Here is a 14,555-nt window from a genome sequence, read left to right as displayed (position 1 = left end):
AGTCTGGACTCCGTATTTCTTTGCAACAGAAAGCACCATCTCGATCTCTCCCAGCACAGCAGGATGCATCTCATCAAACAGCTTTGCAATCTTCTCGTTATTGCGGTCAATCCCTAACGTAAGCTGCGTCAGGTCATTGGTACCAAACGAAACAAAACTGATCCCCTCCCTGCACAGTTCATCAATAATCCAGCACGCTGCAGGCGTCTCAACCATAACCCCAAACTCAACATCCTCAAGAGGCTCCATCCCGACCTCCCTCATAATCTCCTTTGCAGCAGCAACCTCAGAAGCCCGTATCACAAAAGGGATCATCACTCCTACATTCGTGAACCCTCGTTTATGCAGTTCCTTGACTGCCTGAAATTCAGCCTTCAAAATCTTCGGCTCATCCAATCCTCTCCGTATCGCATGCCACCCTATCATCGGATCGCTTTCTTTCGGCTCTCTGTCAGCTCCCTTCAGGTTCCTGTACTCATCTGTCCGTATATCCGAAGTTCTGACCCAGACCGGCTTTCCTTCAAAGGCTCCTGCAATCTTTGAAAGGTTCTCAACAAGCATTGCAGTATACTCTCCCTCCTTCCCTTCTCTTATATACCATGCCGGATGCACCCCATTGTCAGCAATCATAAATTCCAGCCTGCAGAGCCCTACTCCATCTGCTCCTGTTGTTGCAGCCCTCTCTGCATATTCCGGCAGATCGGCAATCACCTTAACTTGGGTCTTTGTCCTCAGCTTGCTCGCCTTGAATGCATGGATCTCCCTTGAAGTCTCATGCCCCACTTTTCCTTCAAACACCACACCATGGGAAGCTGCAACTGTGATGATCTGCCCATCTTTCAACACACTTGTTGCATTCGTTGTTCCAACAATGCAGGGGACCCCCATCTCTCTCGAAACAATAGCAGCATGGCATGTAATCCCTCCTTCATCAGTTACAATGGCTGCAGCTCGTTTCATCGCAGGAACCATGTCAGGATTAGTCATAGAGACAACAAGGACATCTCCCTTAAGCACCCTGTCAAGCTCATTGAGATCATGGATCACTTTGACAGGCCCGGAGGCTGTTCCGCCTGAAGCAGTCAGCCCTTTTGTAAGGATGTTTCCCTCGATCTTCCCTTCTTCCTCAGCCTCCTCCTTCAGCTCTTCAGCTGTTCTTTTGAGTGTTGTCACAGCCCTGCTCTGCACAATATAGATCCTGCCCTTTTCAACAGCCCATTCGATGTCCTGTGCTTTGCCATAATGCTTCTCAATCTTCTTGCCGATGCCTGCAAGCTCCTCAATCTCCTTGTCAGAAAGCTTCTGTTTTCCCTGATCCTCCACAGGAAGGTTCCTCTCCACATTCTTGCCTTCAGAATTCCTGAACAGCCCGATTCTCTGTGATTTGACCTCTTTCTGCTTGATCTCCAGCAGCTCCTTATCAATAATGTAGAGGTCCGGATTGACCTGGCCCCCAACAATCGTCTCTCCTAATCCATACACTGCCTCAATCATGATCTCCTTGGAATTATTGGTTGCAGGATTGATGGAAAACATGATCCCTGCCTTCTCAGAATTTACCATCTTCTGCACAATCACAGAAATTAATACCTGGTCATGGTCAAACTTGTTCTTCTCGCGATAGTAGATTGCCCGTGCAGTAAACAGCGAGGCCCAGCATTTTCTTGTGGCATCAAGAACCTGGGAAGCCCCCTTTACATTCAGAAATGTTGCCTGCTGCCCGGCAAAGCTCGCCTCAGGCAGATCCTCTGCAGTTGCGCTGCTCCTGCACGCTACAAAAGGCTCCTCATCAGCCTCAACGATATCTGCAGAATCAGTCATGCCTTGCTCCATAACCTCCAATGCATCATATGCTTTCTCAATCTCTGAAGCAATATCTTCAGGAATCCTGGATCCAACAATAATCTTCTGGATCCTGTTGGCTTTCTTCTGCAAATCCTCAGAATCCTCGGCATCGATGGTCTTCAGGATATCATTAATCGCATCACGAATCCCTGCATTTTCCCTGAATTCAGCATACGCTTGGGCTGTAATGGCAAATCCTCCCGGAACGGGAAATCCATTATTCCACATCTCGCCAAGGTTTGCTCCCTTGCCTCCCACAGATCCGACATCCTCCTTTCTGATGTCTTTGAACCACTTGATGGCCTGCATGAGAAGGCATCAACACTTGCCCTATTTATGTGTTTTGATTCAGATGGGTAAACAACAAGTGGGGATTTTCGAATAATCCCGCCGCTATTTCCATTGCAGCTGCGTCGCAAAACCAAGAAGAATATCTGATTTTGGACTCGACCTCAGTTTCCACTGGAAAACAGACGCTGAGAAAATATGTATTCGAAACTCTCTCTAAAACCGAAACATTTTTATAATAATAGTTATCATCTATTATCAACATGCCAAGCGCGTTCAGCATACCCGAACTCTATGAACAAGAAATCGAGGCCGTGATTCATGCAGGATACTATTCCAATAAGTCCGAAGTAGTCAGGGATGCCCTGAGAAACCTCTTTGACACCAAGAGTCAGCTCAGAACAGCTGCAGCTATTGAAATGTACAAAAAAGGAGTGGTAACCTTAAGCAAAGCAGCAGAAATTGCTTCAATGAGTTTCGTGGAGTTCAAAAAGCTCCTGCTTGACCGTGGAATTAAGATAAGGGTTCCAAGGCAGTCACGGCAAGAAATCAAGAGGGGAGTTGATCTGATGCGGAATTTAAAGAAAAACAATGATCATCATTGATACGGATATTCTTTCCACATTTGGAAAAATAGATAAGATGCTTCTTCTCTTCTCTGTCTTCAGGGAAAAACGCCTCTTCATCTCTCCAAATGTCTTCAATGAGATAACGAAAGCCGATGAACTTGGGTACGAGTACGCAAAACAGATCCTAAATCTCGTCAAAACAAACAGCATTACCATGGTTCGCCTATCCCAAGAAGAATCATCCTACAAAAGAACACTGCCAAAGAGTTTTGGCAGGGGAGAATCTGACAGTATAGCCGTTGCTAAAATACGGAATGCAGTCTTCCTTACAAATGAGAAAAAAGTGTTGAATTTTTGTGAAAAGCACGGGGTAGCTGCTTTAACCCTTAACTCCATATTGCGGTACCTCTGGGAAGAGGAGATACGAACCAAAGAATACGTAAAAGAATTAATTGAGGAGATTGAGAAAAAAGACAAAATTATAGTGCCATCAAAAGATAAGATATTTGAAGAGTAACCCTTTATTCCACAACCAGCAGCAATACCATCACAATCATCCCAAGAACAATGGAAACGAACTGCCAGATTGATTTCTCAACGCCAACTTCCTTATTGAGTTCCGGAATCAGGTCAGCCCCAGCAATGTAAATAAAATTACCGGCCGCGAATGGCACAAGAAAGGACTGTAACCCAACCCCCCCGAACGTCAACGCCATCAAGGTTCCGAGAATGGCAGTCAGGGCAGAGAGGAAATTGAACAGCAATGCCTTGAACTTTGGCAGCCCCGCATGGATTAGCACTCCGAACTCTCCGATCTCCTGGGGGATCTCATGAAACACGACGCCCAATGTTGTTGCCAAGCCGACAGGAAAGCTTGCGAGATAGCTTCCTCCAATGATAAGGCCGTCAATGAAATTATGGATACCATCTCCTACCAGGATAAGGGTGGCAAAAGGTTTTGTATGATGGGGCTTGTCAGCATGCTTCCAGTGCACAGCTTTCTCAATAAGGAAAGAAAACAATAGCCCAAGAAGGATATAAAGTGATGTCGTCAGCTCAAATCCCTCCTTTACAGCTTCAGGCAGCAGGTGGATAAAGACGCCACCTAACAGCGTTCCTGCAGAAAAGCCAACCAGGTAGATGATCCCTTTTCTGACCAGATCATAGCGGAACCAGAGGATAACCACTCCAACAAGTGAGATCAGGCTCACAATGCCTACACTGATCAGCCCTGCAATCCATGCATCTGCTGGCATAGAAACGCATAGACTCCCTCCCTTTATAAAAGTATTCATAGTGCCTAAAAATAGATTTTTTCTAATAAAAAAGAAAGGATAATCACCGTAACTAATGCCTAAAATACTAACACATAGTGCCTAAACTTAATACATAAATAAGATACAAAAGTGGTAAATTATAGTGCCTAAGAAATAAGCTGCCTAAAAAACAAGCTTCAAAGCATAAGCTTTATATATCCAAAAACATAGTGCCTAAACAATGGCCTTTATCCGGAAGAAGAAGATAGCAGGGCATACGTACTTCTACCTTGTTGAAAACCGTTACGAACACGGAAAAGTGCGCCAAAAAGTCCTCCTCTACCTCGGAAAAGGCAATACACTCAAGAAAAGGCTGGCAAAATGGAAATGACGCCTGAAGGGAACTCTGGAAATAAGCCATTTGCTGTATTGCCCCTCCTTCTATTGAGCCTCATGCTCGTACTGGGAGGCGCAATCCTGTTGCTAAAGCCCCAGATCACAGGATTCGCAACAGGGCCTCTAGGAACAAATCCCGATGCCTCACTGACACTTCTCCTTCCTGAGGATGGCGCAGTAAGCAAGAACCAGACTCCAAGGTTAAACTGGACAAGCTCAACAATTCCAGGCCTCGCCTATTACCTTGTTGAGGTAGATGATTCCGGAACCTTTGATAAGATCAATTATACCTACAACACAACAAACAACTCTATCCTCATACCAGATATCTGGCCAGCAAACAAGACCTGGACATGGAAGGCCGTTGCAGTAGATTCCTCAGGAAACCGGAATACCTCAACCTCAGCATTCCGCTATATCCTCGATATCCTGGCTCCTAACATCACAGCTGAAACAAGGAATCCGGATGTCATCTTCATAAACACCAGCGTTACTGTGAATGCCACTATAACCGACTTGAGCCTCAATACAGTCTGGATATCAGGAAACTGGACAGGCAGCTGGCAGAACATCACTCTCGCGCAGCCAGGCCCTGTCTACGCCTTCATCATTGGCTCAGGAAACTTCTCAAATGGTGAAACAATAGGCTATCAATGGTATGCCAATGACTCCCTCAATAATGCGACCTCAGGCTCCTTACAATCATTCTCAGTGGCAAACCGAGACGTTCCAGCAGCAGTCTCATTCCTCACTCCTGCCAACAACTCCCTGCGTTCCTCTGACAATATCCAGTTTACATGGACAGGCTCAACTGACCCAGAGAACGACACCATAACCTACTTCCTTGAAGCAGGCCAGGATGCAGACTTCACAGCCTATGACCTGATTGTAGCCAATATCTCACAAGCATCCTATTCCACACTCTTCACCAACAACACACTCACGAATGGGTTGCGCTATGTTCGCGTCCGTGCATTTGACGGGTATAATTATTCCGCTTATTCAGAAACCCTGACCTTTGACATCAAGAGAGCAACCCTGAATATCACTTCACCTGAAAACAGCTCGCAGCATAACTTTGGAGACACCATAACCCTCACCTTATCCGAGACAGACAGCAACAACTGGATCAACAACGTCACTATCACCCTGGCTGGAAAGAACTTCACCAACGCAACCTTCTCCTCAACTTGGACTCTTCCAGTCACACTCGACATGGATCCCGGAGTGTATAACCTAACTGCGTATGGCTACAATACCTCTGTTGCCGTCAATACCACAGTTATCTCAGAAATCCTCATCCGCAACACGTCAGCCTCTTCTATCTCCATCAATTATGTCTGCGCGAACGAAACCTATGCAACCAACAACACAAACATCACGCTGCAGATGAAAGCCGCGCTCCAGACCATCTCAAACTTTTCAAACATAACAATCCAAACCCCAACAAGCGGAATTGTGAACCTCTCAATCGACAGGCTAAGCCGCTCCCGGCTCGCATACACCTACTATGCTTCATTCCGCATCAATGAGACAGGCACGTTTAACATCACAGGCACAGTCGTTGATGCAGCCAATAACATCCAGTCCCTTAACTCAAGCTTTACCTCCTTTGCCAATGGATCTGCATCAAAAACCATCAACCTTACAGGCACCAATGTCCAGGCATTTTATCTCAGGGATGTGTGCACCAATGAACGCATCATGGCAGGGAACAATTTCAGCATCTATAACGGATCCCATTATTCTGCAGAGGCTGCAACAGCCAACCCAAGCCTCATCCTCAATACTGTTAATTTCACGAATCTCAGCTATGTGCAGAATTACACAGAAGTCTTTACCTTCAACTACACCCCCCTTGGAAAGCTGCATGCAGCTCCCAGCAATAAACGAAGCGTGCTCGAATTCCAGGCCATTACAAACATGACAGATTACAATAACCTTTCGGTGAGCTGGGACTATAGCGCTATCTCATTAGTCCTGGAGGACGAATCAAATCTTGTCCTCTATACCTGCCAGAATCTCCAGTCCTGTAGCTTTACCCAGCAGTCCGCAACTCTCGATACTGCCGGAAACGTCATTTCAGCAACTCTATCCCAGAACGGAACCATCTACCTTTTCGCAGAAGATAAGACAACCCTCACACAAGAGGTCGGCATTGGAGCCCCAACCAGCCAGCCTCCTGCTCCGATACCCGAGCCTCCTATTGCAAGCCTCAGCCTTGACGCCCCCGAGCCTCTGGTAGTTGAGCCTGACCAGACCCTGACAACAACAATATCCATAAAGAACGACGGAAAGAAAACCCTGGCTGATGTCGGGCTGGCCGGCATCTCCAACAGCTCAGAAGTGTCCTTCTCTCTCTCCAGAAGATCCTATGAGAAGCTGGTGATAGGCCAGCAGGAATCGTTCCAGCTTGCCATAACCTCCCTGCCTCTCTCAAAGCCAGGCCGCTATGCAATCGAAATCAAGGGAAGCGCAGCCGATCCTCCTGCAGAAGACACGGTGAAGATATTCATCGACGTCAAAGAGAAAGACTTCAGGAGACGGGATGTCGTCATCAAGGAGATTCTCTTTGCCGCAGACCTGTTCAGGGAAAATCCAGAGTGCCTCGAGCTTGGAGAGGTATTGGAAGCAGCAGAATCAGCAGCTGACCATGGCGCCTATGAGAACGCCACAAGCCTCATCCAAAGCGCAGTTGCGGGGTGCCAAACTCTCATCACCAGAACCTATACTCCTTACCTGCCTCTGCTTTCCAAGAAGCGGTCGCCAGCAGCATTGTTCACAGTGGAAATGGCAATGATCGGCATCCTCCTGACAGGCATGTTCTTCTACTACAGAAGGCGATTGGCAGAATGATTTGCCGGAACTGAAATTCAAACTGAACTTCAAAACAGCTGGAAGATTCCCAGGAGGACCTTGTGCCCGTCAAATCCCGGAATCGGTATCATATTAAAGACAAACAAGAACATATTGATCCTTTTCGTCAGGAACAGGATATCCCGATGCTGCTCCTTAATCCCTTTCTGATAAAGCAGGACAGAGGCAACTCCCCAGAGGAGCAGGTTCACCAAAGGCCCTGCAAAGGCAATAAGGATATTCTGCCAGGGCAGAATCACACACCCAAAACCAGCACAGCCAAATGAGACATACGCAGGGACAAAGAAGATAAATCCAAAGTTCATCAGCTTCAGCAGCGTTCCAAGGATAAGCCATCCGTATGCTGCATTGAATGATGCCTGAAGGCCAAATGCAACAGCAATCAGCTTATGCCCGAACTCATGCAGGATGATGGCAGGAGCAACAGCCATGACAGCAAACCAGAAATCGCTTCGGCTGGCATTGGTGTAATATGCAATAGGATCATCTACCCTTTGCCGTGGAAACGCATCTTTGAAAATAAATCCTACAAAGGCTATCATGATCGCCATGTCCAGAATCTCTGCAATCGTTAGAAAGACCATATCTCCTAGCTCACCAAGTCCTCTTTATTTATGTTTCGTATTAAAAATTTTATAACCCTCTTATGACTTATAACAAACCACATCACTTCTCACTCACATACACCCGATACCCTGACTTTTTCCCGGCCTCTTTAACATTCCCAAAGACTTCTTTCATCTTCTTTGATAATTCCCTTCCTCCGATGTTATGCTTCGCAACCGCCTGTAGCAAGCCGTTTTTCTTCAAATGCTGAAACGACTCCTCTATCATCCTGAAGCACACCTCTCTCCCGGCCATCCTTGGAGGGTTGATAAGGATAGTGTCAAACTTCTCATCAGCACTGATATTCTCAAAACTATCCCCCATCCTTGCCTCAGCATTCTGGACATCATTAAGCGACATATTCCGCCTTGCAAGCCTGGCAGCCCGCTCATTGATGTCAGACATAACAACCTCACACTTCGTAAAATTCTTCGCAATACAAATCCCCACAGCGCCATACCCACATCCTAAGTCAAGGACATCCCAGCCGTCCTTAATGATCATATGGTCAATCAACACCAACGTCCCGGCATCAATCCTGTCTTTTGAGAAAACCCCGGATCCTGTTAAAAAAGAGAATTCCCTGCCAAGAAGCCTTGCCCGGATCATCTGCTGCCGCAAGGGCGAATCTTGCTTTCTGGAATAGTAATGAAGATGTTTTTTCATGTACCCGTAAGAAACGTATTCGACTTATAAATTTGTCTACGCAAAATTATGGCAGAATCTGGCCGCCTATTTGATTATCCCATACCACTTCCAGATGACCTTGTCAGCCGCCCTCACAATCTCTTCCTTCCTCCCCTGGATAACAAGGCAGTTATCCTGAACGCTCACCTTTGGTTCAGGATGTTCTTTAATAAAGATAATGCTCTCGGTGGTGCCATTACTGATCTCGCAGTTCACAATAGGCCTCGTATGGCACGCATCAGTCGCATTTCTGGAGCATGCAGCAACAGCCTGGATGCCAAACACATTTGACAGGCTCAAAGTGATTTCAGCGCTCGCAAGCGCAACATAGCCGAGATCCTCCCCTTCAGGATCAAAGGTGATGTAGGTGGTATTCGTGATCACAAACTCATCTGCAAACTCCAGTGAGACATCCTCAGCCTCTCTTGGCCCATACCTCAGATGGATCTTATACACAGTATCTCCCCTCTGCCATTCAGTATTCCACAGCCCGGCAACCTTCTCAACTACAAACCCGTTGTAGGTGTAGGTTGGCACCACAGGCCCTTGCGATTTGCTGTAAAGAAACACCCCGATAAACAAAAGGAAGAGGGCTACGAGCGATATAACGATCATGCCCAGTTTTCTGTTCTCTTTTTTCTCATCAACATGAGCCTCATCCCCTAGTTCATCCTGGCCAGGCTCATAGCCTTGTGGCTGCGTATCCTCTTTGCCAGCTTCTTTGCCAAGATTTCCTTCAATAGGGGACTCAATCTCTCTCACGTGGTTCCTCCTTCGATAACTCCCAGCATCCTGTAGAGGATAAGCTCGTGAAGAGAGATAAGGTCCTCAGGCTCGGCAGCCTCGAGCACAATGCAGCTGTCATTGAGCGAAATTCTGCTTATATCAGCGCTTTTTGTAAGGATAACCGGAAGGATGGCAGTTGCATTCCTGCAATCTGCAGCCGGAAATCCTGAGACATTTGATGTATATGCAGGAATGAGAGAGACCCCAAATTCCTCCTGGAACAGGGGGGCCAGGTTATAATGGACTAACGCAATAGTCTGGTTCAGCCTGTCATGAAAATCAGAGGTATACAGGAACTGCTTCTGGCCTTGAAGGATATCATCTGTGCCGTTCTGGACTTCATAAGACAGCTCTGACGGAAAATGGCTAAACGTGATCGTTGTCCGTTCAGTCTGAAGCTGATAGCCCCCTGACACCCGAACAAACTCAAACCCATTGTACTGCAGGGAATCTCCATTGCTTCCTCCAAATCCGAAGAAAATAACCCCAAACACGCTGCTGATCATGATGCCAGCAAGCAGGAACACCATAAGCTTTTTATACATCTCTCTCCGGTCTTGCACCATACCTTAAGAACCTGGGCACACTTTAAAAGTTTTTCTGTGCTATGAACACTATGAACAAAGTAATCCATCTCGAAGATGTCTGGAAAACCTATAGTATGGGGGAGGTCAAGGTACATGCCCTCAGAGGAGTTTCACTTGACATCAGGACAGGAGAATTTGTGGCTATCATGGGCCCTTCAGGATCAGGAAAGTCAACAATGGTCAATATGGTAGGCTGCCTGGACATCCCCACCCGGGGAAGGATTTATCTGGAGGGAAAGGATATCTCAAGCCTCTCTGAATCTGATCTTGCAGCCGTGAGGGGAAAGAAGATAGGCTTCATCTTCCAGCAGTTCAATCTCATCCCGGCGCTCTCAGCCCTTGAAAATGTGGCGCTCCCGATGATTTTCCAGGCTGTGCCTCGCGAAACCCGCCTGTCCAGGGCAAAAGAGCTGCTCACTCTTGTCGACTTGGGTGATCGCATGAGCCATAGGCCTGCTGAGCTTTCAGGCGGGCAGCAGCAGCGCGTTGCAATTGCCCGGTCTCTTGCGAACGACCCTGACGTGATCCTTGCAGATGAGCCTACAGGAAACTTAGACACCAAGACAGGCGATACTGTCATAGAGTTCCTTAAGCAGCTTAATAAGAAAGAGAAAAAGACAGTCGTGATGGTCACACATGACCCCCATCTCGCAAGGATAGCCCAGCGTATCACTCACATCAAAGACGGGCAGATTGTGAAACATTTATAAACAATAAGCATTGGTGGAATCCACATGAAGAACTCTTTTCAATCTAAGACTCCTCTTCAATCTCTATCCCTCTTTTTTGTGCCTATCCTCTTCATCGCCTTCTTGGTGATTGCCGGGATTGCTTCTCTGGCGTCTCTGGCGCTCATTGTTGCAGCAGACCTTCCCACAACTGTAAAAGAACGCGGCATCACTGAACTGGATTCCCCTCTAATCACTTTTTCGAACAAAAGCGACATCAACAGGAGTAACGTAGACCACACCTTCGTCAACCAGATTCCTGACCCTGTTGAGCCAGGCGAGTATGTTGAACTCAGATGGAAAGTTGAGAATTTCGGCTCAACCAAGACAGAGAATATCTGGGTAGAACTCCTCCCTGAACATCCCTTCTCCCTGCTGCCCGGAGACTCTGCTGCAAAAAAGATAGGCTCCCTCAACGGAAGGCAAATAGGAGAGAAAGGAATTATTGTCTTCTGGAAGCTCAAGGTGGACCTTGATGCAGTGGAAGGTGATAATCAGATCAGGCTTCGCTATTCAGCTGATAATGGAAAGAGCTGGATTACTCTCGATCCATATCTCGTCCGTATCAAGACCAGAGACGCCATACTGCTGATCGAATCTGCCCTTGCCAGGCCAGCCAGCATCAGGCCAGGCGAGGCTTCAGCAGTCTCGATTACTCTCCACAACCTTGCTGACTCTCCCTTGCGGAACATCCGCGCAACCCTTGACCTTAAGGGCACTCCGCTTGTGCCTTTGGATTCATCAAACGAAAAGGCAATAGCCATCCTGGACAGGCGCTCCTTCAGCCAGCTCAACTTCACCCTTGCTGCAGAATCAGACGCGAAAGCCGGAATCGTAAAGATACCCGTCTTCCTTAACTATGATGACAACTCAGGAACGCATTACGAGAGAAATGCAACTATCGGCTTGAGGATAGGGGATATACCCGACCTGAGCGTCACCCTTGACTCCTCAGAGATCAAAAGCGGGAAGTCAAAGGGAACCGTGGCTGTGCGCATTGTCAACAGGGGAGTTACTGATATCAAGTTCCTCAGCATCTATCTCGAGCCCGATACCGCAGTAACCCTGCTCTCTTCCCCTGAGGTCTATGTTGGCCACATTGATTCAGATGACTATGAGACAGCAGAATTTGACCTGTATGTAGGCGCAGCTCAAAAGCAGGTGGCCCTGCCATTGCATCTTGTATATAAGGATGCAAACAATAAGGCATACACGCAAGACATCCTTGTTCCTCTTACGCTCTACTCAACTTCAGAGCTGAAAAAGCTCGGCTTCAAGAAGAGCAATCCCCTTATCGGCATCCTCATTGTCTTGGCCCTGGCAGCAGCCGGGGTCTATGCCTATAGAAAACGCAAAAAATGATTCGGGATTATATCTATATTTCTCTTAAGAATCTGATTAAGCGGAAGCTCAGAAGCTGGCTCACCATGATTGGCATCTTCATCGGCATTGCAGCCATTGTAAGCCTTATCGGTCTTGGAGAAGGGCTGAGGGCTGCAGTCACTTCCCAATTCGGCTTCCTGGGATCAGATGTCCTGAGCGTCCAGGCATCAGGCATCAATTTTGCAGGCCCGCCAGGAACTGCAGTTGCCACGCCCCTGAGCGATGATCTTGCTGAGAAGATTGGAAGGATCGACGGCGTAGAGGCGTCCATAAACCGATACCTCAGGACAGCCACGCTGGAATTCAATAGGCGCCAGGAGATTGTCAGCCTGGTTTCCATGCCCTCAAAGGAAAACCGGAAGATTGTGGAGGGGATGCTCAATCTGGAAGCTTCAGCAGGAAGGCTGCTTAAAGATGGCGACAAGGCCAAGGTGTTTATCGGCAGCAACTTCCAGGATCCAGAAGTCTGGGGAAGAGCAGGGATCCGGACAGGGGACGCAGTCCTGCTTAATGGAATCCCGTATGAGGTTATTGGCATCCTTGAAAAAAAAGGGAGCTTTATCCTGGACAATGCTCTTGTTGTCAACGAGGACACCCTTCTGGAGGATTTCGGTGATGACGGAACAGTAAACGTCATTGGTGTGAAGGTAAAGGACGAAAACGCCATACTTACAGTAAAAGAGGATATTGAAAAGCTCCTCCGGAAGGAGCGCGATGTCAAAAAAGGGGAAGAGGACTTTGAGGTCCAGAGCCCGCAGAACATCCTGGAAACCCTGAACTCCACGCTGTTTGCTGTCCAGCTTTTCATCTACATCATTGCTTCAATCTCCCTGCTTGTGGGCGGGATCGGCATCATGAACACAATGTATACTGCTGTTTTGGAGCGCACAAAGGAAATCGGCATTATGAAGTCCATCGGCGCGAAGAACAAGGTCATCTTCATACTCTTCTCGATAGAGTCAGGCTTCCTCGGCATGGTGGGCGGCATTGTTGGCGTCCTCTTTGGGATTTCGTTTGCCTACGGCCTTGCTTTCCTGGGAAGCCTCGCAGTAGGGTCAGATCTCCTCCAAGCCAGAGTTACTCCATTTCTGGTCATAGGCTCCCTCCTCTTCTCATTCCTTGTAGGTCTTGCTGCTGGCCTGCTTCCAGCCTACCAGGCATCCCGTATGCAGCCGGTTGAAGCATTGAGGTATGCAAAATGAACCCTGATGAAATCAAATACTCCATTCAAAGCCTCCTCCATCGGAAAATGCGCAGCTGGCTCACAGTCCTTTCCATCCTCATCGGGATTGCCGCAATCTTCTCTTTGGTGAGCTTCGGGCTGGGCATCCAAAAGTATGTTGACACCTTGGCAGACCAGGCAGGCAGGGACAAGCTCTTCATCCAGGCAAAGGGAACCGGAGCCCCAGGCATTGACACGACGTTTTTCCTTTCCCAGGACGATCTTGACTTCATCGGAAAGATCCAGGGAATTGACGAAGTCGAAGGCATCTATACCAAAGCAGGCGAGCTTGAATTCAAGGATGAGAAGAAATTCCGCTTTCTGATAGGCATCAATCCCGAGAAGCAGAGGTTCATCACTGAGGTCTTTACAGTTCAGGTAAGCAGCGGAAGGGAATTCAAGAAAGGCGAGTTAGGCAAGGCCATCCTTGGCTACAACTACCAAATCCCGGAAAGCATCTTCAGGTCCGGAATCAGCCTCGGCGACAAGGTGAAGATTAACGGGCAGCCCTTTGAGGTCATCGGTTTTTATGAGGAGATTGGGAATCCCCAGGACGACTCAAATATCTATGTCACCAAACGCCAGATGGAGCTTCTCTACGATACAAAGGACAAGTTCGGCTATGCCATGATCAGGGCAGATGGAACTGCAACAGCAGACCTTGCCGATAAGATCAGGGAAAAGCTCAGGAAATTCAAGGGCCAGGACAAGGACAAGGAAGATTTCTATATCCAGACTTTTGAGGATGTGCTGGCAACCTTTGGGACAATCATCATTATCATCAATGCCGTGCTCGTCCTTATTGCATGCATCTCTCTTATCGTAGCGTCTGTCAATATCATGAACACAATGTATACTGCTGTTTTGGAGCGCACAAAGGAAATCGGGGTCATGAAGGCAATAGGGGCAAGGAACGCAGACATAGGCATTATCTTTATCTTTGAGGCAGGGTTTCTGGGCGCAGTCGGCGGCATCATCGGAGTTCTCCTTGGCTACCTGATCTCTGCCGCAGCAGGGAACATAGCTTCAGCGTATGGCTACGCTATCCTCAAGCCGGTCTTTCCCTGGTACCTCACGGTAAGCCTGATTCTTTTTGCGTTCCTTGTAGGCGCGATTGCCGGAGCCCTCCCCGCATATCAGGCCGCGAAGCTTCCTCCGGTGGAGGCATTGCGGTATGAGTAATCGCAATGGTGGCAGGATGAGCAGGATAATCAGCCCAAGACCTGCTGATGTGCTCGAGTTGCCTATCCCTGATGGGCTCCTGTGAAAATGGCGTTGCCGTCAATTCGTGAGGCTCTTAAACGTAAAGATGCCAAACCGACAAG

At 47.8% G+C, this 14,555-nt stretch carries 14 protein-coding genes; 8 read left to right on the top strand and 6 right to left on the bottom strand.

What is annotated here, in order from left to right:
• Positions 1 to 2,154 (bottom strand): phosphoenolpyruvate synthase (gene ppsA, locus VJB08_00900; protein ID HLD42528.1); only part of this gene is annotated, 2,154 nt, incomplete at its 3' end.
• A 242-nt stretch (positions 2,155 to 2,396) separates the two neighbouring features.
• Here ppsA and VJB08_00895 point away from each other — a divergent pair.
• Both VJB08_00895 and VJB08_00890 read left to right on the top strand, forming a co-directional pair.
• On the top strand, positions 2,397 to 2,738 hold the full coding sequence (locus VJB08_00895; GenBank protein HLD42527.1) for a UPF0175 family protein: 342 nt from the start codon (positions 2,397 to 2,399) through the stop codon (positions 2,736 to 2,738).
• The gene (locus VJB08_00890) at positions 2,725 to 3,219 is read left to right on the top strand and encodes a hypothetical protein (GenBank protein HLD42526.1); all 495 of its coding nucleotides are present in this window, start codon (positions 2,725 to 2,727) and stop codon (positions 3,217 to 3,219) included. The genes VJB08_00895 and VJB08_00890 overlap by 14 nt, the downstream gene beginning before the upstream one ends.
• 4 nt (positions 3,220 to 3,223) lie before the next feature.
• Here VJB08_00890 and VJB08_00885 read toward each other — a convergent pair whose 3' ends face one another.
• Positions 3,224 to 3,958 (bottom strand): ZIP family metal transporter, encoded by a 735-nt coding sequence (locus tag VJB08_00885; protein ID HLD42525.1) that lies wholly within the window; start codon positions 3,956 to 3,958, stop codon positions 3,224 to 3,226.
• Between the two features lie 241 nt (positions 3,959 to 4,199).
• On the opposite strand from VJB08_00885, the gene VJB08_00880 reads away from it, so the two are divergent.
• Both VJB08_00880 and VJB08_00875 read left to right on the top strand, forming a co-directional pair.
• On the top strand, positions 4,200 to 4,349 hold the full coding sequence (locus tag VJB08_00880; protein ID HLD42524.1) for a hypothetical protein: 150 nt from the start codon (positions 4,200 to 4,202) through the stop codon (positions 4,347 to 4,349).
• Positions 4,350 to 4,438: 89 nt separating this feature from the next.
• Positions 4,439 to 7,210 carry a hypothetical protein gene (locus tag VJB08_00875; protein HLD42523.1) on the top strand — a complete coding sequence of 924 codons (2,772 nt, stop codon included), beginning with the start codon at positions 4,439 to 4,441 and terminating at the stop codon, positions 7,208 to 7,210.
• 29 nt (positions 7,211 to 7,239) lie between these two features.
• Here VJB08_00875 and VJB08_00870 read toward each other — a convergent pair whose 3' ends face one another.
• From VJB08_00870 to VJB08_00855, 4 genes are all read right to left on the bottom strand, one after another.
• Complete coding sequence (locus VJB08_00870) at positions 7,240 to 7,815, bottom strand: site-2 protease family protein (GenBank protein HLD42522.1); 576 nt, start codon at positions 7,813 to 7,815, stop codon at positions 7,240 to 7,242.
• Positions 7,816 to 7,897: 82 nt separating this feature from the next.
• Complete coding sequence (locus VJB08_00865) at positions 7,898 to 8,503, bottom strand: methyltransferase (GenBank protein ID HLD42521.1); 606 nt, start codon at positions 8,501 to 8,503, stop codon at positions 7,898 to 7,900.
• 66 nt (positions 8,504 to 8,569) lie between these two features.
• Complete coding sequence (locus VJB08_00860) at positions 8,570 to 9,286, bottom strand: hypothetical protein (protein ID HLD42520.1); 717 nt, start codon at positions 9,284 to 9,286, stop codon at positions 8,570 to 8,572.
• The gene (locus tag VJB08_00855) at positions 9,283 to 9,876 is read right to left on the bottom strand and encodes a hypothetical protein (GenBank protein HLD42519.1); all 594 of its coding nucleotides are present in this window, start codon (positions 9,874 to 9,876) and stop codon (positions 9,283 to 9,285) included. The genes VJB08_00860 and VJB08_00855 overlap by 4 nt, the downstream gene beginning before the upstream one ends.
• Positions 9,877 to 9,926: 50 nt before the next feature.
• Here VJB08_00855 and VJB08_00850 point away from each other — a divergent pair, with 50 nt between their 5' ends.
• From VJB08_00850 to VJB08_00835, 4 genes are read left to right on the top strand one after another with little or no spacing between them, the layout of a single operon-like run.
• Positions 9,927 to 10,607, top strand: coding sequence for an ABC transporter ATP-binding protein (locus tag VJB08_00850; GenBank protein HLD42518.1), 681 nt, complete (start codon positions 9,927 to 9,929; stop codon positions 10,605 to 10,607).
• Between the two features lie 24 nt (positions 10,608 to 10,631).
• Complete coding sequence (locus VJB08_00845; GenBank protein HLD42517.1) at positions 10,632 to 11,987, top strand: hypothetical protein; 1,356 nt, start codon at positions 10,632 to 10,634, stop codon at positions 11,985 to 11,987.
• Positions 11,984 to 13,210: an ABC transporter permease gene (locus VJB08_00840; GenBank protein HLD42516.1), complete on the top strand. Its 1,227-nt coding sequence runs from the start codon at positions 11,984 to 11,986 to the stop codon at positions 13,208 to 13,210. The genes VJB08_00845 and VJB08_00840 overlap by 4 nt, the downstream gene beginning before the upstream one ends.
• Positions 13,207 to 14,412 carry an ABC transporter permease gene (locus VJB08_00835; protein ID HLD42515.1) on the top strand — a complete coding sequence of 402 codons (1,206 nt, stop codon included), beginning with the start codon at positions 13,207 to 13,209 and terminating at the stop codon, positions 14,410 to 14,412. The genes VJB08_00840 and VJB08_00835 overlap by 4 nt, the downstream gene beginning before the upstream one ends.
• Positions 14,413 to 14,555: the final 143 nt, after the last annotated feature.

Source organism: Candidatus Nanoarchaeia archaeon (genome assembly GCA_035290625.1).
GTDB lineage: Archaea > Nanobdellota > Nanobdellia > Woesearchaeales > DATDTY01 > DATDTY01.
This window is presented reverse-complemented; position numbering and strand designations above follow the sequence as displayed.